This is a genomic window from Vagococcus allomyrinae, assembly GCF_017829975.1.
In the GTDB taxonomy this organism is placed as follows: Bacteria; Bacillota; Bacilli; order Lactobacillales; family Vagococcaceae; genus Vagococcus_D; species Vagococcus_D allomyrinae.
Genome location: NZ_JAEEGA010000001.1, coordinates 234,134 through 257,155 on the forward strand (window position 1 = coordinate 234,134; position 23,022 = coordinate 257,155).

Below are 23,022 nucleotides of genomic sequence, written 5' to 3' on the forward strand. Positions count from 1 at the left end.
TAATCTCTATAATAAATTTCCGACAGCAACTGATTTTTCATCGGGAATGACGTGAACTTTAAGGCCGACATTGTGACTAATAATGGCTCTGAATTCAGTTTTTTCTTGTTCCGATGCTGAAATGTTTTTGTAAAATTTTGAGCGATTTTTATTTGCTCCCATGCCCCCAATGATCACATCGGTTATTGAGACACCGTTTTCAATTAATGATACGTAAGTGCTGGGGCCTTTCGTTAAAATGATGATTTTTTTATCATCAGATAGAGCGTTAATTATCGTTGGTGCTTCTGTTGTGGTTAAAATATCTAGCCCAATTCCCATAGGGACCGCCATTTTAATGATAGTTTTGGTGAATTCATCGCCGGCAGTCTGGTCATCTACAATGATGATATGATTTCCACCTGTATATTGTAGCCAAGCAGTCATAACTTGCCCATGAATAAGTCGATCATCAATTCGTGCTAAAACAATTTTCGCCATTTTTTTTCCTCCTAGGTGATAACTAGTAATAAAAACTGATATTGAGTAGATATGAGTTAAGATGTCTAGTTGTTAGTTTGTTTATTTAATTCAGTAAAAAATTCTTTAATTCCATCCATACCCGTTTCCAGTGAGCGATGGGTTGTTTCTTCAAGCGTGCTGCCAAGCATCCGTTGATTGAAAGCTTCAATCAGCATTGGCAAATTAACTCCTGAAATTAAACGATAATCAATGTTTGTTAAGTTATGGTGATTTAAAGCTGTTTGGTTATACGGACTAGCGGAAAATAAATCTGTAAATATAATTACCCCTGCTCCTCTATCAAGATCTTTGATCGCCATTAAGATATTTGCTGAAAAGTCTTCAATGCTATTACCGTGACATAAAGATAATGTCTGACAGTTTTCTTGTTTTCCCATAATTAATTCAACACTATCGAGAATCCCTTCTGCAAATTTCCCGTGTGTAGCAATTAATACACCAATCATAGTTTCACCACCTTTGTTTCTATATAAGCAAGACCTGTGCCAAAGTGTAACGAAGTTAGTGTGTTAGTCGGCAGAACTCTTCTGATAGAAGGGGGAAGTCGAAAATTAAATTTGTGAAAAACATAAAACGACACACTTTTTATCAAGAAAAGTGTGTCGTTTTAGTGTGTCAACTAGCTTAGATAATCTGTGTCACTTTAGTGTGTCGAACCGTTAACAATTTTTTCGAAAATATTTTTTTCTGAGAAAATAAAGATTTCCGTGACATAAGCAAGCTCTGATTCTGGGATTTCTATGCCCCAGACATTGTCAATATACTGGAAATTGTTGACGACAGTTTGATGAATGGATTGATAGTCGTATAGTCGAGTCTTCAAGTCTTTGTAACTGTAAGTTTCATTCTGAATCACCCGTTCTAACATGCAGGTCGTGTGAAAAATATATTTGATATAGAGGGCATTTGTGTTTTCGATTGTCAGTTGTTCAATGATCTGATGAAAGGTTTCAGTCAAGGTTTCAATTGCTTTTCGGGAGTCGATAAAAGTTAGAACATTTTGAATAAGGGTTACGAGTTTAGGGTTATCGATATAGTTATGTGTCTGGGTAGAAAAGCTTGTTTCCAGTTGGCGACTGGGGATCGGATAATCACTGATATTTTCTAAACTCTCGACTAAGCTTTCAAGGGTGGTCGATGCCATTAAGGATAGACGGGTAGCTTCTAGCACGGTCAGTGTACTGACCATGTTGATGCTTTTGACAGCAACACCTGTTTCTTGAGCAATGATCTCTCCAAAAGTGGTAAGAGACCCCATATCCACTAAAAGCAATACTCCTTTTCCTTGATCAATTTCTTTGACAAGCTCTTTAGCAGCAGCCAAGACAATGCTGACTTTTTCGTCTAAGGGCAGACACAAGTAATGAGCTTGCTCCACTTTTAAGAGGATATTTGCCACCTTTGCCAACTCTTCAGCGACTTGTCCATGAGTGATAACTAGGATTCCCACTCGTTGATCATTAGATTTCAGCGTTAAGGATTCTAAAAAGACGGCGATAAAGCCAATTTCATAGGCTGGAATCTGAATGGCTTTGCTTTCTTCGATTAATAGAATGATTTGTTTGGCCATAGTGTAATAGACAGCGTCGTTATTAACAACCAACTCAGATTTTGGTTTTCGTGGTTGATTATCGTAAATCCGTTCAATAAGAGCCACAAGGTGTAAAATGATACCAATAATCGTGTTTTCTTGGACTGTAATGCCATATTCTGATAAAACAGAAAGTAAGATGGAATTGATCAACGAATAATCTTCTTTGCTGACAAGTTTGTAGATGGGCTCTTCACTAGGAAGCTCAGGTAAGTTATGTTGGGACTTTTGGGAAAAATAATTGACGAGTTCTTTGTCTACTAAATGAGTGACTTCATCCAATTCCAATCCTTGTTGAAAATACTGCTTAGAAGTGGCTTCAATTGTGGCATAAAGGTTTTCTTCAAGGGTTTTATCAACAAAAAAGTTTTTAACTTGTTTACTAGAATCTGTTGGGTGAAAGGTGAATCCCCGCTTGTTAGACCAATAGAATTCATGAGATAAGATATCTCGTTTTTCATCGAAAATATCAAAGTATTCAACGTATTGGCTTGGTAATTGGGAAAGTTTGACATTGACTTCCTCTGTTTTTTTGGTGAGCATTTCAACAAAGGCGCTAGCACAGATCAGTTGAATGTCATTGCAAAGTTGCCCAATATTGTGTTTGCATTCATAGACCAGAAAGTATTTCATTACTTCGTTAGAGACCTTAATAGGGTGATTGATTTTTTTTGCTTCTTGTTTAAAGTTTAGCATGATCAGTTCCATTCGCTCTTCTAAAGTGCGTTCCCTTAGAGGCGGAATGGCAATCAAATTGGGAATCCGTCGTAAAAAGGTCTGGAGAATTGATACGTCCACTTGTTCAGTTGTGGCAGAAATTATCAAAACATTGGCATAGTGAATCATATTTGATTCACCTAAACGACGATATTCTCCACGATCGATTAATGAAAAAAGCATTTCCTGTCCTTCAGGTGGTAAGCGATGGACTTCATCTAGAAAGAGAATGCCGTTATTGGCTTGGGCAACCAGCCCTTTACGATCAGTGTCCGCCCCCGTAAAGGCACCCCTTACATGACCAAACAGGTGAGAAAGCAGCAGTTGGGGATTACCAGCATAATCAGCACAATTGAAAATAATATAGGGGGCATCTGATTTCAATTTTTCAGACTCTACGGCAAATTGATACATTGTATTGGCGAAAGTAGTTTTGCCGACGCCAGTTTCACCAATTAGGAGGGTGTCCAGACCTTTAGGAGGATATAGAATAGCAGCAATGGCTTGTTTAACCTGATTTTTCATGCTTTTGTCAAAACCGATCAACGAAGCAAAGGAGTCACTGATTTGAGTAAGTGATTGATTTTCTAGCTCTTGTGAAGATGCCAGGTCAATGGTAGCTGGAGGGGTCAGCGAAAAGAGAGACTTGAATTGATTTTGGTTGTCAAAAAATAGAACTGTGCCAATGGGGGCTAAGTACTCGTTTGCTCGGCAGATAAATCGAACAGGTCGTCCGCCGATTTTGATGATTTGTGCTTCTTTGTGGAGCACATTTAATTCACGGCTAACATTACTGCGTGAATAGCCAGTTACATCAGCCAATTCTTTGGCAGTCCAACCGATCGGTTCATCGATATTAAGTTTAACGACTGTTTCAGATAGTGTGTAAAGTTTGTGAAATATATATTTTTTTCGTGTGATTGACATTTAAAAGTAACCCCTTTCATTAAATTATTTTCTATCATAGCACACATTTTTAGTTTTAAATACCAGAGAAAATATTTTGTGAAATAAAAAAAATAGGCTTGACTATTATTTTTGGCTTTGTTACTATCTGGGGTGAGTAGATATGAGCAATCTCTGGTTGAATAAAAACGGAGGATTGCTTTATGAAACAAGAACAAGTTGTATCAAAAACTTATCGATTAGTAGCGGCAGGTGAGATCAAGACGGAGATGATTCAGCGGGAGGTTAAAGAGGGCTGGGTTGTTGTTGAGCCTAATATTGCTAGTGTTTGTCATGCCGATTTACGGTATTATACTGGCAGTCGGCGCCCAGAAGCCATGAAAAAGAAATTACCGATGGCATTGCTTCATGAAGGGATTGGTACAGTTATTGCCAGTCGATCTGATAAATTTTCCGTGGGAGATCGAGTGGTTATTGTGCCAAATATTCCAGGTCAATTGTTAGATCCAGAGAAGTATCCAAATTCTGAAGGGATTCCAGTCAACTATACGAAGGGCAATCAATTTTTAGGCAGTGGTTATGATGGGATTGCGCAAAGTAGACTTGTGCATCCAGCGGAATGTTTGGTTAAGATTCCTGCAGATATTCCAGATGAAATTGCGGTTTTAGCTGAGCTTTGTACGGTATCTTATCACGGAGTTAGTCATATTGCTGATCGACTTCGGCTGCCTGAGACACGAGTGGCCTTGTTTGGGGACGGCCCAGTCGGCTACTTAACTGCCACCATGGTTCGCTATATGTATGGAGTAGATGAAAGCCGCTTTACTGTTTTTGGAGCGGATCCTGAGAAGTTGGGCGAGTTTAGCTTCGCTCGTCAGCGTTTGGTTCAAGAATATGATTTTGTCCATTCCCCTGATACTTTTGATGTGGTTTTAGAGTGCACTGGTGGCCGTTTTAGTGAAAGTGCCTTAAATCAAGCTATCGACAGCTTTGCTCCTTGTGGAGACTTGGTTATTATGGGGGTAAGTGAAGACCGGGTGCCGATTAACACCCGCGATATTCTGGAAAAAGGACTTCGCCTTTATGGCAGCAGCCGATCTTCGACAGCTGACTTTGAGGCGGTAATCAAGGCGTTTAGCTTAGTTGAATACCGTGAAGCATTAATGAAAATTCTACCTGAATCCTGGGATGCAGTGACAGATGCTTCAGCATTTAAAACTGTCATGGATAAAGTGGTTGAAAATCGAGCCTGGCATAAAACGATTCTTGATTTTAAGTGGTAATTTATAAAAAAACGAAGAAGATAGCTCTTACACAGGACTATCTGCTTCGTTTTTTTATTTTGCTTAATAGATTACTTCGACCTGATGCTTGTCAACCATGTTTTGAAATGTAGAAGGCAAGGGAATATCGGAAATGATCAAATCGATCTTTTCAAAGGGAACACTAAGATAAAAGAAATCCTGTTCAATTTTTGAGCTATCAACTAATAGAATGGTTTTTTTTGCTTGCTTAAAAAAAGCACGTTTAACTTGGGATTCTTCTTCTGTGGCATCGCTGCCGCCATGAAGGCTCAAGCCACGACAAGAAACAATTGCTGTATCCGCATAAAACGAGCGAATATGATCGCAAGCCATAACACCAGTGATCGAAGATTCTTTGTTGCGGATTTTTCCACCAACTGAATAAATGTCATGAGTTGTTTGAACCCCTAGAATGTAGGAAGTTAAGTTCCCATTGGTTAATATTTTTAGATTTTTAAAAGTATGAAGTTTTTTGGCCAACTTAAAAACTGTACTACTAGAATCTAAAAATAGACTTTGTCCCTCTTCAATGTGAGCGAGAGCTAGTTCGGATACATATTCTTTTTGAGGTTCATTATTTCTTTCACGATATAAGAAAGGCAATTCGTATCGCTGCTCTCCTAAATACATTGCTCCTCCCCGAGTTCGCTGAATTTGGCCATTTTCTGATAAGATGCTTAAATCACGGCGAATAGTGGCTGGACTGCTGAAAAGAAGCGCAGATAGCCGTTCCGTTGATAGAAATCGTTCTTTTTTTAATAGCTCTAAGATTTTTAATCGGCGTTCTTCAGGTAACATTACTTGACCTTCTTTCTTTTCCTTAAGTGTACCACGTTGTGATTGAAAATGATTGAATTACGTTGATAAAGATGATTGAAAATGAGCAATGATCAGAGTAATCGCCAGTTATTGTAGATTGAATCTGATTGGAATATGATAAAGGAAAGCTAATAGGGAAGAAGGATAATAATGAAGACAATGAAAGTAGCTGTTTTTAATGGGGTTAAAGATATCCAAATAGAGGAAGCACCGTTGCCACAGGTTTATGGCGCCCATATTCTAATTAAGGTAAATGCCTGTGCGATTTGTACTTGGGAACAGCGAGTTTATACTGGGGTTAAAGAAGTGGTATTTCCTTTTATTGGTGGTCATGAAATTGCTGGAGAGGTTGTTGCAATCGGAGAAGGTGTTAATGATCGAATTTGGGAGATTGGTGATCAAGTTGTCTACGGCACTAATCTGGCTTGTGGTGATTGTTACCAGTGTAAAAGTGGCAATGAGCAAAATTGTTATAACTTTGATCATAGCAAGCAGTTACCAGGTTTACCACATAAAGGGATGGGCGGCTTTTCAGAATACTTGTTGGTTGAACCCAAACATCTCTTTAAATACTGGAATGTTTCTGCCATCGAAGCGTCACTTTCCGAACCATTATCTTGTGTGATTCACAGTTGTGAAACAGCTGATATTTCTTATGGAGATACTGTGGTAATTATTGGTTGTGGCATCATGGGACTACTTCATTTACAGGTGGCACTTAAAAGTGGAGCTTCAGTTATTGTCAGTGACCCGCAAGAGGAGCGCTTAGAACTTGCAAAAACGTTAGGTGCTCATCATACTGTGAACCCCTCAAAGGAGAATCTGGAAGTGGCAGTTGATGAGATTACCCAACAAATTGGGGCCCAAGTTGTTTTCGATACAACACCTATTGCGGCGATTGTTGAGCAAGGCTTAGCTTTGTTGGCTAACAATGGAAAGCTAGTTTTATACTCGTCATTTTATCCTGATAAACCAGTTACGTTTAGTCCAGATACGATTCATAAAACAGCCTCACAGATTCAAGGGACAGCTAATTCCAACAGTCGAGACTTTATGCGAGCCGCTAAAATGATCAGTGAGGGTATTGTTGATATGACACCTTTTATCAGTCAAACCTATGGACTTGAGGCGATTCAAACAGGATTAGAGTCAGCCATCATAGGTGACAAATATCGGGTAGTGATTAACTTTATGGAGGGTAGATAAATGCTAGTGACTTTAAAGGATAGTTTAGTTCATGCTGAAAAAGAAAATAAAGCCGTGGGAGCTTTTAATGTACCAAATTATGAGACCTTGAGAGCCGTTATTCATGGAGCTGAAGAGTTGAATGTGCCGGTTATTATCCAACATGCAGAGGTTCATGAAAATTTAATGTCTCTCAGCGAAATTGGGCCAATGATGATTGCAATGGCTAAAAAAGCTAAAGTGCCAGTCGCGGTCCATCTAGATCATGGGTCGTCCTTTGAGAAATGTATGGAGGCAATTCGTTTAGGCTTTACGTCGGTGATGTACGATGCTTCAGACAAACCATTTGCACAAAATTTAGCTGAAACCAAAGAGATTGTAAAGATTGCTCACGCAGTAGATGTTTCAGTCGAAGCGGAACTTGGTAGTATCTATACGTCTGTGATTGGTGGTGGCGAGGGACGTGTTGAGCGAACGGCTGAGGAATTAAAACCAGAAAACATGTATACAGACCCTAAGTTAGCCAAGGAATTTGTAACTGAAACAGGGATCGATTGTCTGGCCATTGCTTTTGGAGCAGTTCATGGTCTATATTTGACAAAACCTCAACTGGATTTAAAGCGAATTAGTCAGATAAAACAGGAAATTGATCTGCCTTTTGTCATGCATGGTGGATCTGGTGTTTCTGCTGAAAATTATGCTGTAGCTATCAATAGCGGCATTCGCAAGATCAATTATTACACCTATATGAATCAAGCGGGCGGGCGAGAACTAGTCAATTATTTAGGGAGCCAAGAGGCGAATCAGCCGCCTTTTTTTGATACCCTCTCATTGGTTGCTTATGAGGGGATGAAGCGAAATGTGAAAGAAGCGTTGGTAATTTTTAATCAGTTATAAAACAGTGCCAAGAGCTGTTTAAAACAAACACCTAACCCTCAAAGTTAGGTGTTTTTAGTGTGGTTACAGGTAGACATGACAAGATCATTTGATGGTTTAAATAGAGCGCTCTTTGGAAGGCAGTACTCCAAGGACCTTCTTATAGCATTTTGAAAAATAGGAATCACTGTTAAAGCCAGTTGCTTCTGCTGCTTCTGCAACACTGGCATTTTTTTCTATTAATAAAAAGCGAGCTTGGTGAATGCGTAAAGACATTAAGTATTCATTGACGGTTTTTTGAGTCACCTCTTTGAAAATACGACAGAAATGGAATTTACTGATTCCAATAGTGGCGCAAATATCATTAATTTGAATTCTCTCGCGATAATGTTCATTGATATAACTGATACTCTGTTTAACAATACTTGTTTTGCTGTTAGAGTCATTTATTTCAGTGTTTTGACTGAGCCATAAATTGCGAAATAACAGGATTAACATTGTTGTACAAAGTGCAACGGATGCTTTCTTATAATAATTCTTTCGGTTGAGCATTTCATTGATGATCAGATTAAAAATATTTTTTATCTCTTTATCGATGGTTATGTTTGAAAAGCGATTGTTAGTGGTGTCAAAGCCTAAACTTTGGCTGTGTTCATGGTCAATGATCAAGCAATAATAGCTACACACAGGCGTTAAGCTTTGAATACTGTGCAAGTGATTGGAATTTATGACGACGATATCCCCGACTTTTGCAATGATTTTTTCTCCATTTGACGTAATGGAGGCAGTTCCTTCCATAATGTAAAGCATTTCAATATTGAGATGCCAGTGGGGGAAAATTTCGAAGGAGTCATTTAATAAGGTATTATAATGAAAAATAATTGGAAATGAAGGATCTGAAAAAAAATGAGTTTCGTAAAAAACTTTGGACATAGAATCGCTCCTTTATATTGGCATTAACTGGTCGTTAGGAAGGGCAGTTGGGTTCGACTCCATCATTTTGTCAGCTAGAAAGAAGACAGTGGGATGGGGATAGGACAGCAAGATAGTGCTGATTTCTAGCAAGTAACTATGTTTACGCTTCCATTATTTTGTACTAGACTAAAGCTATAGAGATAATCATTTTATTGAAATTATAGCATAAGGGAAAGGTGGAAGCTAGATGAAAAAGCTTAATGTCGGCGTTATTGGTGTTGGGAGTATTGCAAACGAACATATACAAGCCTATTTAAAAAATGATAATGTCAATTTAATGGCTTTTTGTGATATTGATGAAGAACAATTAAAAAAAATGGGTGAGCAATATGGTGTTAAAAATTTATATACGAGTAAGGAGGAGATGTTAAAGGATTCAGCTATTGAAGCGGTCAGTGTCTGTACTTGGAATGCGGCTCATGCTGAGTGTACGGTGGCAGCTTTGAATGCTGGAAAGCATGTCCTGTGCGAAAAGCCAATGGCGACATCAAAAGAGGATGCTGAAAAAATGTTAGCAGCAGCTATCAGCAATGACCGGTTGTTAATGATTGGCTTTGTTAGACGGTTTGGAAATGACACCAAAATTCTACAAGATTTTGTTAACAGTGACTTTTTTGGTGATCTGTACTTTGCTAAAGCCCAATATTTAAGACGACATGGCAATCCAGGAGGGTGGTTTGGAGATCAAAGTCGCTCAGGAGGTGGGCCTTTGATCGACTTAGGGGTTCATGTCATTGATTTGGTTCACTACTTACTAGGTCAACCAAAAGTTAGTTCGGTCTATGGTGCAACCTTTAGAAAACTGGAAAGTCGCAAATTTTTAAAAGATGAGACAGATTATTCCTCAGTCTCTAAATCCGATCATGATATTTTTGATGTGGAAGACTTAGCTACTGCAATGATTCGCTTTGATAATGGGGCAGTCTTATCGATTGATGCTAGCTTCAATTTAAATCTCAAAGACGATGTTGGCAAGATCGAGCTATTTGGAACGAAAGGTGGGGCCTGCCTCAATCCTGAAATTGAATTATTCACTGACATGAATGGTTACCTCACAGATATTAACTTTAAGCGCCAAACCTCATTAGATATGAATGGATTGTTTCAAAATGAAATCAATCACTATGTAGATGTACTGTTAAATCAGACTACCTGTCTGGCACCTGCTGAAGATGGTCTAGCAATAATGAAAATTCTAGATGGAATATATGAATCAGCCCGAACTGGACATGAAGTAATATTCTAAAAACGAATAGGGGAGAATACGATGAAGTTGAGAAAAGGATTTGGATTAGTAGTCGCTGCATTGGCATTAAGCGTTGCTCTGGCAGGATGTGGTAGCAAGGAAAAGGAAGGGGCTAAAACAGCAGAGGATGAATTCACCTTAACCGTATGGACCCATCCTTTTGTTGGGACGGAGCTAAAAGAGGAGCAAGATCAAGTGTTTAATAAGATGGCAGATGATTTTAAAAAGGAATACCCTAAGGCGAAGATCGCCTTTGAAGAGATTCCTTGGGCGAATCGGGAACAAAAAATTATGACAGCTCTTTCTTCAAGTGATGGCCCAGATGTATTTTATCTGATACCGGATATGATGACTCAGTTCGCCGATAAGGGCATTTTGGAACCGCTGGATGATCATTTAGGAGGGGACTTTGATGCTGCTGACTTTTCAGAAACATCTCTAGAGGCGGTCACATATGAGCAGAAAAAATATGGATTGCCTATCTTACGAGAAGTGCAGACCATGTTTTATAACACTGATATCTTAAAAGAAATTGGTGGTGATCCAGAAAAGCTACCTGAAACGTGGGAAGATTTTGATGCCTTAGCTGCTAAAGCAAAAGAAAAAGGCTATTATGGTCGTACTTTTGAAGGTGGCAGTACTTTAAATTCAACTCTTTATCCATTTATTTGGCAGGCTGGCGGAGATGTTGTCAAGAATAATAAAGCGGTAATTGACAGTCCAGAAGCCATTGAGGCTTTTACTGAGATTAAGAAGCTCTATGATGATGGTATTATTCCCAAAGATTCCATTAATGCCACCGAACAGACGGCCTTTCAAGAAGGCAAAATGCTAGCGGCCTACGGTACCGGGTATTTGATTACTTCCATGGCTGAGCAAGGCAAAGATAACTATGTGATTGGTGCTCCTTTGAAACATAAAGAGCAAGCCACTTTTGGTACAACGGGAATGTTCTCGGTAGCTTCTACGTCTAAAAATAAAGAAGCAGCAGCCAAGTTTGTGGAAGTGATGACCAATAGCGAGAACATGCAAGAGTTTTGTAAGCTGACTAATTATATTCCAGCTCGTACTTCTGCTCAAGTTATTTTTGATGACAATGAACGAATGAAAGAGTTGGCTCAATATGTGGAAATTGCCAATCCAGGCGTGATTCATCCTTCCGCTCGTATCTTTATGCCGAATGTTCAGGCCAAATTACAAGCGATGCTTGAAGGCAGTTTGTCACCAGCAGAAGCTGCGAAAGAGGCTAATGAGCTCATTCAAAATGAAATGAAATAGAAAGGAAGGACAATGAAAGTGGACAATACTGTGCAAACAAAAAAAGTGCGAACACGAGCGAAAGCTCCTTTCTCACTAAAAAATCACATGGCGAAATACGCGATTGTCTACGTATTCATGCTTCCGATTATGATCCACTTTGTGGTTTTCTTTTTAGCACCAATCGTCTTTAGTTTTATTATTACTTTTTTCGATTGGCCAATTATTGGAGACCCCGAATTTATTGGGTTAGGAAACTGGCAGAGATTTCTGGGCGATGCCATCGCCTGGAAATCTTTAAAGAATACGTTGATCTTTTCTGTTTACTATATCGTTCCTTCTATGGCAATCGGTCTGTTACTTGCTAATTTAATAGTCACTCAAAAAACACGAGTGGGCAACTTTTTTAAAGGGATCTTCTTTTTACCAGTTGTCACGTCTTTTGTGGTAGTAGCAGGTATTTGGCAATGGTTATTTAGAGGAACGGAAGAAGGGTTTATCAATCAGTTTTTAGCGATGTTCGGTCTTCCTGAACAAATGTTTTTATCTAGTTCTAGTCAGGCGATGATCGTGTTAGCTGGACTAAGTATTTTCAAAATTATTGGCAGTACCATGATTTATTATTTTGCTGGTTTACAGGGGATTCCTGAAGAACTATACGAAGCAGCGAGAATTGATGGTGCCAGTAAGAAGTTAATCTTTTGGAAAATTACCTTTCCTTTATTAATGCCAATTCATTTTTATGTGGCAGTTATGACAACAATCGGCTCCTTCCAAGTTTTTGATTCGGCGTTCTTATTGACGAGTGGTGGGCCAAACTTTGCTACCAATACAATTGTTTATTACATGTATCAAGAAGGCTTTTCATCACTGCGCCTTGGTTACGCCAGTGTGTTAGCCTATGTGTTATTCTTTATGGTCTTTTTAGTGTCATTAATACAGAAGAAGTTTTTAGGAAAAACCGTGGATTACAGTTAGGGAGGGAAAATGATGGAAACTAAAAAAACATCCAAATTATCAATTGCGTTATTAATATTACTAGCAGTTCTCTTCCTAGTTCCTTTTGTGATCATGGTTGTCGGCAGCTTTATGAAAATGAAACTGCCCATTGGTAATCCGTTTTCATGGATGATGAGTGGTGAACTAGGACTGGAAAACTTTAAACATATCTTGCGTTATTCAGATTATCCTAAATGGTTGCTTAATTCGTTAATCATTACGATTATTCCAACCTTTTCGCAAATGTTTTTTGCCGCCATTTTAGGTTACCTATTTTCCAAAAAAGATTTTTTTGGAAGAGAAGTGATTTTTTGGTTGATGATGGCAGTCATTATGGTGCCAACACAAATATTGATTATTCCAAGGTACATTATGTTTAGTAAATTTGGTTGGATTAACACGTATTTACCATTAATCGTCCCACAACTTTGGGCGATTATGGGCGTCTTCTTAGTTCGTCAGTTTATGTCTCAATTACCAAAAGAACTTGAGGAAGCGGCTTTTATTGACGGGGCTAATGACTTTCAAATCTTCTTTAAGATCTTTATGCCTCTTTGTAAACCAGTGATTGCCACTGTGGGAACCTTTGCTTTTATCCAGTGTTGGAATGATTTGTTGACGCCGTTGATTTTCACCACTAGCCAAGAAATGTACCCAGTGACTGTTGGACTGGCCTCAATGTTAACAAAAGAAGGTAACTTTGGCATTGAAATGGGAGGCTCAGTGTTATCTTTTGTGCCAACCTTCTTAATCTTTATCTTTTTCCAAAAATATTTTACAAAAGGCATTGCTTTTTCTGGCAACAAATAACCTTCAATACTTGCTAATTGAGCTGTCGTTATCATGCAGTAGTCTTTAGCAAAGGGAATTTCCAGTAGAAACAATACGTGATAAGGAGTGTACTCGATGAAATATATAGGTGCAAGAAATGGGAAAGTGGCGATTTTTGAATCAGAAGTGCCACAGGCGAAACCTGGCTATGTCTTAATTAAGACAAGTTATTCTGCTATTAGTCCTGGGACTGAAATTACCATGATGGGAAATAGCAAGGGAGATATTGTGACGCTAGGATACAGTGCAGCAGGCATTGTGGAAGAAATTGGTGAAAATGTGACGAATTTCAAAAAAGGCGACCGAGTAGCTTGCTACGGGGCTCCTTATGTTCAACATGCGGAATATTTGGCAGTACCAAAGACGTTAGTTTGTTCCGTACCAGATCATGTGGACTTGAAAGAAGCTTGTTTAGCTGGGATTGGGGCAATTTCGATTCACGCGTTGCGAAAAGCTGACTTACAGTTTGGTGAAACGAGTCTGGTTGTTGGTCTAGGAATTTTTGGGCAATTGATTGGTCAGATAGCAGAGAATGCTGGTCATCAAGTCATTGCTTTAAATCGTTCAAAACCTCGGGCGGATGTCTTTCAAGCGACAACAGGCATTGACACGTTTACCGATGAAACGGCTTTAGAGGCTCACATCAAAGCCGTTACTAACATGCAAGGTGTCGACGCCGTTTTTCTCTGTACCGGAGGCGATTCCAGTTATTTGACTAATAAGAGTTTAGAATGGTGTCGTGATAAAGGGAAAAGTGTGATTGTCGGTGACTTACAGCCTAATTATGAACGAACAACGATGTTTGCTAAAGAAATTGATATCTTAATTTCTCGGGCAGGTGGGCCAGGCCGTTATGATCCGAGTTATGAACGAGATGCTGTTGATTATCCATATGGTCAGGTACGTTGGACTGAAGGCCGTAATACAGCCGAATTTATCCGCCTACTGGCTAATAAGCGGATTGATGTTAGTGGTTATGTGACGAATATCACGGATTTAGATACGATCGATAGCACTTATCATGATTTGCAGCAGTCAGGCATTTCAGTCTTAACTCATATTATTCGTTATTAAGATAGAAGTAGAGGAGTCGTTTAAATGATGTTACAAAATGAGGGGACAAAAGGTAGTCTGGAACTGTTAGTGTCCCGATTGATTGCAAACGAAAGTGTGTCTCCTGGCGCTGTGATTCATCAAAGTGGTGGCGAACAAGCGTTGATAGCCAGTGCTCAGCAAATTAAACCTTATCTAAGGATGGGAGGTGTTGTTCACTATCAACGAAGCCTACCAAGGGTGTCGGAGAGTCGCTATACTAGCACAATCGCTCTTGATCTATTGTGGATTCAGACGTATTTTGGTGATATTGTGCGACTTAAATCTTATACTCGAGGTCAGGCTTCCTCGAGGCAACTGTTTATAACGCTGCGTTTAGCCAATCAGGTGATTGTTCAGTATACGCTTAACAGCTTGGGAGATCTAAAAGAAAGTTTTAGTTTTGATTTTAGCTCTAAAGGCTATAATTTGGAGTTTGATGATCAAGTTCAGTCACCATTAACCCTAAACTTAGAGCTGATTCAAGATAGAGAGTTTGTGACAGAACTGAGTGAAACGGATATTAACCAGTTGAAACAGGTGATTGATCAATTGGACAGCTCACTGAAAGGAGGGAACTGAAATGAAGATTGGCATGATTAGTTTTGCTCATCATCACGCCTATAGTTACGGAGATAGCCTAGCTCAGTTACCAACTGTGGAGATCGCAGGTGTTTATGATCCAGATCATATTCGCGGAAGGGAGGCGGCCGCAAGGTATCAGACTGTTTATCACGATGATTTAAGTTCCTTATTAGCAAGTGAGATTGAAGCGGTGGTAATTTGTAGTGAAAACAGTCGTCACAAGGAAGAAGTTATACAAGCAGCCCGAGCTAAAAAACATATCTTATGTGAGAAGCCGATTGCGACCAATGTTCGTGATGCTGAAGAGATGATTGCGGCTTGTGAGGAGGCGGAAGTCATTTTACAAATTGCTTTTCCCGTTCGTTTTTGTCAACCGATTATTGAGGCTAAAAGACTATTAGATTCTGGTCAACTAGGTCAGTTACAAGGGATTCGCACGACCAATCGTGGGCAAAATCCTTTATCTTGGTTTGTCGATAAAGAACTCTCAGGTGGTGGGGCTGTCCTTGATCACACGGTTCATATGGTTGATATCATTCGCTGGTTTACGGGCCAGGAAGTGACGGAGGTTTATGCTGAAATCGATACTTTTTTTGAAGAAACACCTGTCGAAGATAGCGGTATTTTAACCATGGTACTGGCGGATCAAACGATCGTGACTCATGATTGTTCTTGGTCACGGTGCGATAATTATCCAACTTGGGGAGACGTGACAATCGAACTTTTCGGCTCTAAAGGAACGCTAAAGGTCGATGCCTTTAAAGAGCATTTGAGTAATTTTCAGGATCAGGGCAAAGCGGCTAATCAACTTTTCTTTGGTGCTGATATGGATGCTGGCTTAATAGCTGATTTTGTGGCGTGTGTGACTGAAAAACGACCGCCTGCTATTTCAGGTTATGATGGGTTAAAAGCCATGGAAGTCGGACTTAAGGCTTATGAAGCAGCAGCGAAAAAGCAAGTAGTCATGATTAAATAAATATTTTTAGGAGAGTAAGGATGAGAACTTTAGTTGAAATTGAACAAGGGATGAGTACACCGAGCCCTGAGTTGGTCGCCGATGTTAAGCAGTTGGCTGGCGATGTGATGATTTTGGGCGTTAGCGGTAAGATGGGGGTTACTTTGGCGAAGCTCCTAAAAAATGCCATGATTGAAAATAATCTCGATTATCAGGTATACGGCGTAGCCCGTTTTTCTGATCCGGCTAGTCGTGCTGAGTTAGAAGATTACGGTATTCAAACAATTGCTGCTGACTTTTTAAATCAATCTGAAATGGAACAGCTACCTAAAATTAAAAATATTATCTTTATGGTAGGCTACAAATTTGGTGCCACAGGTAATGAACCATACACTTGGGCGGTCAATTCGTACTTACCTGGTAGAATTTGTGAATATTTCAAAGAGTCGCGAATCGTAGCATTTTCAACAGGCTGTGTCTACCCTTTGGTCCCCGTAAATGCTGGTGCTCCTTCGGAAGAAATGGCTCCAGATCCACTGGGAGAATATGCTCAATCCTGTTTAGGACGGGAGCGAATCTTTGAACACTTTTCCAAAGAAAATGGAACAAAGGTGTCGATTTTTCGCTTGAACTACGCCATTGATTTGAAGTATGGGGTAGTGTCGGAATTAGCCAAGACGATTTTAGCTGATGAAGCCGTAGATCTAACCATGGGACATGTTAATGTGATTTGGCAGAAAGATGCTTGTGAACAAGCGATTCGCTGTTTGTTTGTGGCCAGTTCGCCAGCGAATATTTTGAATATTACGGGACCTGAGACGTTATCTGTCCGCTGGATTTCGGAACGTCTAGGGGAGTCACTGAATAAAGAGGTGCAATTTATTGGCACAGAACAAGAGACGGCCTTATTGAGCAATGCGTCAAAATCACATGAATTGTTTGGCTATCCGCAAACTACGATTCGCGAGATGATTGATATCACGGCAGAATGGTTGTTGAATGATGGGGCGACGATTGACAAGCCCACACATTTCCAAGAGAGAAAGGGGAAATATTAAGCATGGTAGCAACGTTAAAACCGGAACTAAAACAATTACTGCATGAAGGCACAGTGATGCCGGCTTATCCATTGGCATTAAAGCCTGATCGTAGCTTTGATGAGTTTAATCAGCGGGTGCTGACACATTATTATTTAGATGCAGGTGTCGGAGGTTTAGCCGTTGGTGTCCATACGACCCAATTTGAAATTCGTGACTCGGAACATGATTTATATGAAACACTTTTACGAGTCGCATCAGAAGAAATTGACAGAGCTCAGCTGAAACGTCCTTTTATTAAATTGGCTGGCATTTGTGGGCCAACGGAACAAGCTGTGGCAGAAGCGACCTTAGCCGTTGCTTACGGGTATGATATCGGGTTGTTAAGCATGGGGGGCCTAGCTAACTATTCTGAAGACGAGTTACTCGAACGGACCAAAGCTGTGGCTGCCGTCATGCCAGTCTTTGGGTTTTACTTACAACCATCAGTAGGTGGGCGGATTTTCACTTATGGCTTTTGGGAAAAGTTTATGGAGATTGACAATGTTGTAGCAGTAAAAACAGCTCCTTTCAATCGCTATCAGACCCTAGATGTTTTGCGAGCGGTTTGTCACTCGAAGCGAATTGATGAAATTGCTGTTTATACGGGGAATGATGATAATATTGTGGCTGATTTACTAACACCCTATGAGATGGCTGTTAATGGGAAAATGGTTCAAAAGGAATTTTTAGGCGGTCTTTTGGGACATTGGGCCGTTTGGACTCAAAAAGCAGTTGAACTGATGGCTGAGATTAAGCAGGCAAAAGCAAGCCAAAAGGGCTATCGGGAACTGCTGATGAAAGGCACTCAAATTACCGATGCTAACGCGGCATTCTTTGATATCAATAATAATTTTCAAGGGTGTATTCCTGGAATTAATGAAATGTTGGCTCGTCAAGGTTTGCTTCAAGGGAACTATTGTTTGAATCCCGATGAAGTGATGGGACCTGGACAAGCGGAAGAACTGACTCGTGTTTCAACAGACTATCCTCATTTACATGATGATCAGTTTATTCAAGCCAATTTAGAGACGTGGCGTCAGCGAGTTAAGGAAGGCTATTAAGAAAAGGGAAAGGTCTATGACAAAAAAAATTATCGTGATTGGAACGGATTCAACTCATTGCGTAGCCTTTGCTCGACTTCTACTAGAGCAAGGTCCGTGGCGCATTAAAACAGCAATTAGAGACACACGTAGCTCACTAGAAATGAGTCAGAACCGTTACCGAGACATTGAAAAACAGTTGGTTGAACTAGGGATCGCGATCGTGGATCATTTAAGCGACAACTTAGCTGAATCTGCAGATGCTTTTATTATTGCGTCTGTAGATGCTTCCCTACATGTCAGCCAGTTTCAGAAATTAGTGGCTTATGGTAAACCGATCTTTATTGATAAACCAGTGGCGTACACTAAAACTGAGATGGAACAAATTTTTGAATTAGCAGGGGCTAATGGTCTCGAGATAATGACGAGTTCTAGCTTACGTTTTTCGGATTCAGTGGTCAGACTGAGTTCCCAATTAAGCGGCACCCCGATTACTCGTTTGGAATTGGCGGGGCCGATGCCTTTAGAAGTAGGGATTCCTGGGATGTACTGGTACGGGATTCACCTTGTGGAGCTATTGTTAACTCTTTGTCCTAAAGAATTTCAGGTGAAAGCAGTGGCTATCAAGGAAGACAAAATCCTTATTCAGTGTCAGGCAGGTGATACTGAATGTGAGATTCATGGTGACTTGAGAGGACTTGGCGAGTTTAAGGGAAGGGTTTATTGTGGAGAAGAGTGTGTGACCTTCAATCAGGGAGCGGATCCTGCCCCTTTATATAGCTACTTGGTAGCAGCCATGTTGGCTTATTTTGAAACAGGTTCTGCCCCAGTTTCACCAGAACAAACAAGGTCTGTTATTTCATTAGTGGAAAAAATTAATGACAAAGGAGGTTGGCTATGATGATTGATTTTCGTCAAGTGAGGGCCAATGATTGGCCAGAGATTATCAACTTAGCTAATGGTGTTTTTCAAGAATCAACACCGATGGAAGTATCTTTTCCATTACTGTTTAACGCCAGTAATCGCTGTTCTTATGTGGCTGTCAGTAATCATGAAATTATTGGCTTTATTGGCGTGCTACCAGAAGAACTCCATTGGCAAGGAGACTGTTATTTGGGCAGTCGAATTGGCGCTGTCTGTGTGTCGCAAAGCTATCAGGGCCAAGGCGTTGGTCGTTCATTGTTTCGATTAATGAAAAAAGAAGCTCAGCAACTTGACTTTGTTTTAGTGTCAGGCCAAGGGAAATTATACTTGAGTGAAGGGTGCGAATTATTTGGTGAGTTTAAGCAATTTATCATTCCAGGACAAGGGAGACAGATGGCGATTAAGGCTTTTTCAGGTGAGGTATCAGAGCTCTTGGCCATTCATCGTTTAAGGTCTCAACAGGTTAGTTATTTCGGGCAAAGTCCTGCTCATCTGCAGCAATTAATTGCCGCCCAGTCATTAGCAACGCTCTTTGGAGGGACGCAGCAGATTTTTTTGAGTTTTTCAGGTGAGCAACTGGTGGCTTATGTTGTGACTGGCAGCCATTATGAGGATGGGGAGATAACGGAAGTTTTTGAGATGGCTGGGGAAGCGCAAGAGCTTTTGGCTCTGTTGCAACAACTGGCCTTAACACTGCCAAATTTAAGGTGTCGAATTCAAAGCGAGAGTGAGTTAAGTCGTTTGTTAGAAGCGCAAACAGCTTTTGAAACAGTCAACAATGCAGGGACAATCTTATATGTTAATGAAAAAGTTAAGGGAGTGCCTATTCCCCACACCTGGGATTTAGGTTTTCTATAAGGAGTCGGAAATGGTACTAAAAAAAATCGGCAATCAGCTGTATCAGCACTTAATCAACGGCATTGGCTTTATGATTCCTTTTGTGATTACAGGAGGCATTGCGACGGCTTTGTCGTTTCTTTTTCAAGACGCTTTTCATCTGAAAGGTGTGGCGGAATTATTTCAAACGATTGGTCAATTTGGCATGTTGTTAATGTGGCCAGCGGTGGCAGGTGGGATTGCTTATTCGATGGCTGCTAGACCGGGACTAGTTGCTGGCTGTGTGGCAGGATTTATCGCCAACGAAATGAACACCGCTTTTTTTGGCGCGGCTATCGGTGGGTTTCTCAGTGGCTATAGTGCGCTTATGCTGTTGAAGTGGCTTAAACTACCGAAAAATTATCTGGTGTTAAAGGAAACCATGTTGGTCCCGATATTATCAACTTTTTTGACGAGTAGTTGTCTACTTTTCATTTTTGGAAAACCCTTAGTGGCGCTTAATGCGCTCTTTACCTTATTTTTAACAGCAATGAGTGAAAAAAATGCTGTTTTATTAGGGGCGATAATCGGTTTTATGATGATTATTGATTTGGCTGGCCCAATTGGTAAGGCGGCCTACTTCTTTGGTGTGGCAACCTTGGACGGCTTAGCTCCTGGCAGTACAAGTCTCATTATGGGGGCCGTGATGATCGGAGGGATGGTGCCACCCCTTTCCTTGGCTTTGGCCATGGCTTTAGGCAAACGCTTCTTTCCTAAAGAAGACCTGGCAACGAGTTCAATGCTTTGGGTCTTGGGGGCAACCTTTGTAACGGAAAGTGTCATCGCTTATACGGTGAAGGATTTGCCTCGCATCTTACCGGGCTTTGTCTTAGGTTCTATGACGGCCAGTAGTTTATCGATGTGGTTTAACTGCGGTTTATCGTTGCCTCATGGCGGATTCTTTGCCATGATGATCCCTGGGGCTGTCAGTCACTTAGGCTGGTATTTAGTGTCTTTGTTGCTGGGAATTATGGTTAGTACAAGTATTATTTTATTATTGAAAAGGGGGAATGGGCATTATGAGGAAGTTTAAAGCGGGAATTATTGGCTGTGGTAATATTTTTGAGATGCACGCCAAAGCACTGGCAAAACTTGAGCTAGTTGATTTAGTGGCCGTTTGTGATAGTGATCAGCAGCGTGTAAGATTGGCGGGACAACACTATGACTGCCAAGATTTTACAGATTATCGACGAATGTTTAAAGAAGCGACCTTGGACGTTCTGCATATCTGTTTGCCTCATTATTTACATGAAGAGGTCACCGTGGCAGCTGCCAAAGCAGGGATTCACGTCTTAACAGAAAAACCGATGGCCATCACAGTCGAATCGGCGGAACGGATGCTCATGGCTGCCAGAGAAGCTCAAATTGAGTTGGGGGTTATTTTTCAAAATCGTTACAACAGCGGGGCTATGACGTTGAAGTCATTGATTCAAGAAGGGGCTTTAGGTAAGGTCCTATCAGGAAAGTGTCAGGTCACTTGGTCTCGGGATGAGACGTATTACAGTCAAAGTGACTGGAAGGGAACCTGGGAAAAAGAAGGGGGTGGCGTGGTAATTGATCAGGCGATCCATACGTTGGATTTGATTAATTGGCTAACAGGCGGGCAACCTAAACTAATTGATGCCACCATTGGCAATCGGTTTCATGATACAATTGAAGTTGAAGATTTTGCAGAAGGTATTATTCAGTATCAAGAAGGATACACTCTTTCTTTTTTTGCTAATAACTATTATTCTTTTGATGCGCCAGTCTGCATTGAAATTCACACGGAATTAGCGGTGGCAACCATTACAGGTGCTCGTTTGGAGATTGTTTATTTTGATGGGCGGCCCACCTTAGTAAAAGATATTCCCGCTGAAGACTATCTCGAGAATGGCATTGCCAGTAAAACATATTGGGGGACTGGTCACATCACTCAAATTGATGAGTTTTACCAGCATCTGAATGGTACGGCTGATTTTTTAGTTAGTGGAATAGAAGCGTTAAAAACCCAAAAAATCGTTGCTGGTATTTATCAGTCCGCCAAACTGAATAAACCAGTGTGGATGATATAGGGGGTGATCGGAATGGAGATTAAGTTGGATGAGATGTTGCAGCAAATGATTAATTGGCGTCGCTTTTTGCACGCCCATCCGGAGCTTTCTTACGAGGAGTGCCAAACTTCGAAATGGTTACAAGAAAAAGTTCAGACCTTTGGGGATTATCGCATTCAAAAAGTCGGGAGGACGAGCTTTATTGCTACCATTGATGGTTGTAAAGTAGGATCAAAGGAGGTCTTGGCTTTTCGAACAGATATGGATGGCCTGCCCATTCAAGAAGAGACGGCTTTGTCTTACCAATCAATTGTACCAGGTGTCATGCACGCTTGTGGTCACGATTTTCACATGGCCATGTTGCTTGGCTTAGCGGAGGTTTTGGGGAGAAATACAGCTGATTTTTCTAATCGTGTCAAGTTGGTTTTTCAAAGTGCTGAAGAAGTACCGCCAGGTGGCGGGGTTGAGCTAGTTAATTCTGGTTATTTAGATGATGTCGATTTTATTTATGGTTTTCATATATTTCCCAATCATCCAGTAGGTCATGTAGGAATTGCTAGCGGAGCAGTCACGGCGTCTCAGGATATTATCGAGCTGGAAATTAATGGCAGAGGGAGTCATGGCGCGACTCCTGAACTCAGCATAGATCCAATTGCAATAGGGGCTCAGCTAATTAATAGTTTGAATCAGATCGTTTCTCGTAATATATCTCCCTTTGAGTCGGCGGTCATTTCATTTGGCCAATTTAGCTCAGGTGATATTTTTAATATTATTCCTGATCGTGCTGTCTTGAAGGGGAATGTTAGAACGACAAACGATCAAGTGAGAGCTCTCGTTAAACAGCGCGTAGAGGAAGTGGTTAAAGGGATTTGTCAGGCGAATCATGCTGACTATCAGTTGAATTATCTCCAAGGGTATGGGCCAGTGATCAATGATTTAAAAGCGACGGCGATGGCTGAGCGGGCAGTGAAACAGGCTCTTGGTGTTGCGAACCTTTTCTCGAATCCTCAAAAAATGGTTAGTGAAGATTTCTCAGAGTATACCGCTCGTTTTCAGGGGTGTTTTATGATTTTAGGGGGCGGTGAAGCTTGTGACGGTTATCGCTATATGAATCATCATCCTAAATTTATCGCCGATGAACGGGCCATGCTAGCAGGGCTACAGGTCTATTTACAATTAATCGAAGAGCACAGTCAATCTTGAGATAACA

The 23,022-nt window shown here is 40.6% G+C and carries 22 protein-coding genes; 17 read left to right on the forward strand and 5 right to left on the reverse strand.

Annotated features, from left to right (window positions below; all coding sequences use genetic code 11):
* Window positions 1–6: 6 nt before the first annotated feature.
* The 3 genes from I6N95_RS00960 to I6N95_RS00970 all read right to left on the reverse strand — a co-directional run bounded on the left by I6N95_RS00960 (window position 7) and on the right by I6N95_RS00970 (window position 3,757).
* A complete protein-coding gene (locus I6N95_RS00960) occupies window positions 7–480 on the reverse strand; it encodes a PTS sugar transporter subunit IIB (protein ID WP_209524465.1) in 474 nt (157 codons plus the stop codon).
* Window positions 481–545: 65 nt separating this feature from the next.
* Window positions 546–968 (reverse strand): PTS sugar transporter subunit IIA, encoded by a 423-nt coding sequence (locus tag I6N95_RS00965; protein ID WP_209524466.1) that lies wholly within the window; start codon window positions 966–968, stop codon window positions 546–548.
* Window positions 969–1,165: 197 nt separating this feature from the next.
* Entirely contained in the window at window positions 1,166–3,757 is a 2,592-nt protein-coding gene (locus tag I6N95_RS00970; protein ID WP_209524467.1) for a sigma-54-dependent transcriptional regulator, read from the reverse strand.
* Between the two features lie 182 nt (window positions 3,758–3,939).
* On the opposite strand from I6N95_RS00970, the gene I6N95_RS00975 reads away from it, so the two are divergent.
* The gene (locus tag I6N95_RS00975) at window positions 3,940–5,019 is read left to right on the forward strand and encodes an alcohol dehydrogenase catalytic domain-containing protein (protein ID WP_209524468.1); all 1,080 of its coding nucleotides are present in this window, start codon (window positions 3,940–3,942) and stop codon (window positions 5,017–5,019) included.
* A 63-nt stretch (window positions 5,020–5,082) separates the two neighbouring features.
* Here I6N95_RS00975 and I6N95_RS00980 read toward each other — a convergent pair whose 3' ends face one another.
* Window positions 5,083–5,838, reverse strand: coding sequence for a DeoR/GlpR family DNA-binding transcription regulator (locus I6N95_RS00980; protein ID WP_209524469.1), 756 nt, complete (start codon window positions 5,836–5,838; stop codon window positions 5,083–5,085).
* Between the two features lie 171 nt (window positions 5,839–6,009).
* Here I6N95_RS00980 and I6N95_RS00985 point away from each other — a divergent pair, with 171 nt between their 5' ends.
* Entirely contained in the window at window positions 6,010–7,065 is a 1,056-nt protein-coding gene (locus I6N95_RS00985) for a zinc-dependent alcohol dehydrogenase (protein WP_245249181.1), read from the forward strand.
* Window positions 7,066–7,941 carry a class II fructose-bisphosphate aldolase gene (locus I6N95_RS00990; protein WP_209524470.1) on the forward strand — a complete coding sequence of 292 codons (876 nt, stop codon included), beginning with the start codon at window positions 7,066–7,068 and terminating at the stop codon, window positions 7,939–7,941.
* Window positions 7,942–8,037: 96 nt separating this feature from the next.
* Here the strand turns inward: I6N95_RS00990 and I6N95_RS00995 are convergent, their stop codons facing one another.
* A complete protein-coding gene (locus I6N95_RS00995; RefSeq protein ID WP_209524471.1) occupies window positions 8,038–8,853 on the reverse strand; it encodes an AraC family transcriptional regulator in 816 nt (271 codons plus the stop codon).
* A gap of 229 nt (window positions 8,854–9,082) precedes the next feature.
* On the opposite strand from I6N95_RS00995, the gene I6N95_RS01000 reads away from it, so the two are divergent.
* From I6N95_RS01000 to I6N95_RS01065, 14 genes are all read left to right on the forward strand, one after another.
* Window positions 9,083–10,141: a Gfo/Idh/MocA family protein gene (locus tag I6N95_RS01000; protein ID WP_209524472.1), complete on the forward strand. Its 1,059-nt coding sequence runs from the start codon at window positions 9,083–9,085 to the stop codon at window positions 10,139–10,141.
* Between the two features lie 21 nt (window positions 10,142–10,162).
* Entirely contained in the window at window positions 10,163–11,419 is a 1,257-nt protein-coding gene (locus I6N95_RS01005) for an ABC transporter substrate-binding protein (protein WP_209524473.1), read from the forward strand.
* Between the two features lie 12 nt (window positions 11,420–11,431).
* Window positions 11,432–12,376, forward strand: coding sequence for a carbohydrate ABC transporter permease (locus I6N95_RS01010; RefSeq protein ID WP_209524474.1), 945 nt, complete (start codon window positions 11,432–11,434; stop codon window positions 12,374–12,376).
* Between the two features lie 12 nt (window positions 12,377–12,388).
* Window positions 12,389–13,207: a carbohydrate ABC transporter permease gene (locus I6N95_RS01015; RefSeq protein WP_209524475.1), complete on the forward strand. Its 819-nt coding sequence runs from the start codon at window positions 12,389–12,391 to the stop codon at window positions 13,205–13,207.
* A gap of 96 nt (window positions 13,208–13,303) precedes the next feature.
* Complete coding sequence (locus tag I6N95_RS01020; RefSeq protein WP_209524476.1) at window positions 13,304–14,302, forward strand: zinc-dependent alcohol dehydrogenase; 999 nt, start codon at window positions 13,304–13,306, stop codon at window positions 14,300–14,302.
* Window positions 14,303–14,326: 24 nt separating this feature from the next.
* Window positions 14,327–14,902 (forward strand): hypothetical protein, encoded by a 576-nt coding sequence (locus I6N95_RS01025; protein WP_209524477.1) that lies wholly within the window; start codon window positions 14,327–14,329, stop codon window positions 14,900–14,902.
* A gap of 1 nt (window position 14,903) precedes the next feature.
* On the forward strand, window positions 14,904–15,881 hold the full coding sequence (locus tag I6N95_RS01030; protein ID WP_209524478.1) for a Gfo/Idh/MocA family protein: 978 nt from the start codon (window positions 14,904–14,906) through the stop codon (window positions 15,879–15,881).
* Between the two features lie 20 nt (window positions 15,882–15,901).
* Entirely contained in the window at window positions 15,902–16,918 is a 1,017-nt protein-coding gene (locus tag I6N95_RS01035; protein WP_209524479.1) for an NAD-dependent epimerase/dehydratase family protein, read from the forward strand.
* A gap of 2 nt (window positions 16,919–16,920) precedes the next feature.
* Window positions 16,921–18,000, forward strand: a complete 1,080-nt coding sequence (locus I6N95_RS01040; protein WP_209524480.1) for a dihydrodipicolinate synthase family protein — start codon at window positions 16,921–16,923, stop codon at window positions 17,998–18,000.
* A gap of 16 nt (window positions 18,001–18,016) precedes the next feature.
* On the forward strand, window positions 18,017–18,880 hold the full coding sequence (locus I6N95_RS01045) for a Gfo/Idh/MocA family oxidoreductase (RefSeq protein WP_209524481.1): 864 nt from the start codon (window positions 18,017–18,019) through the stop codon (window positions 18,878–18,880).
* A complete protein-coding gene (locus I6N95_RS01050) occupies window positions 18,880–19,761 on the forward strand; it encodes a GNAT family N-acetyltransferase (RefSeq protein ID WP_209524482.1) in 882 nt (293 codons plus the stop codon). The genes I6N95_RS01045 and I6N95_RS01050 overlap by 1 nt, the downstream gene beginning before the upstream one ends.
* Window positions 19,762–19,771: 10 nt before the next feature.
* Window positions 19,772–20,812: a PTS fructose transporter subunit IIC gene (locus I6N95_RS01055; RefSeq protein ID WP_209524483.1), complete on the forward strand. Its 1,041-nt coding sequence runs from the start codon at window positions 19,772–19,774 to the stop codon at window positions 20,810–20,812.
* The gene (locus I6N95_RS01060; protein ID WP_209524484.1) at window positions 20,799–21,833 is read left to right on the forward strand and encodes a Gfo/Idh/MocA family protein; all 1,035 of its coding nucleotides are present in this window, start codon (window positions 20,799–20,801) and stop codon (window positions 21,831–21,833) included. Before I6N95_RS01055 ends, I6N95_RS01060 begins: the two co-directional genes overlap by 14 nt.
* Before the next feature lie 12 nt (window positions 21,834–21,845).
* Window positions 21,846–23,015, forward strand: coding sequence for a M20 metallopeptidase family protein (locus I6N95_RS01065; RefSeq protein ID WP_209524485.1), 1,170 nt, complete (start codon window positions 21,846–21,848; stop codon window positions 23,013–23,015).
* The last annotated feature ends 7 nt before the right edge of the window (window positions 23,016–23,022 follow it).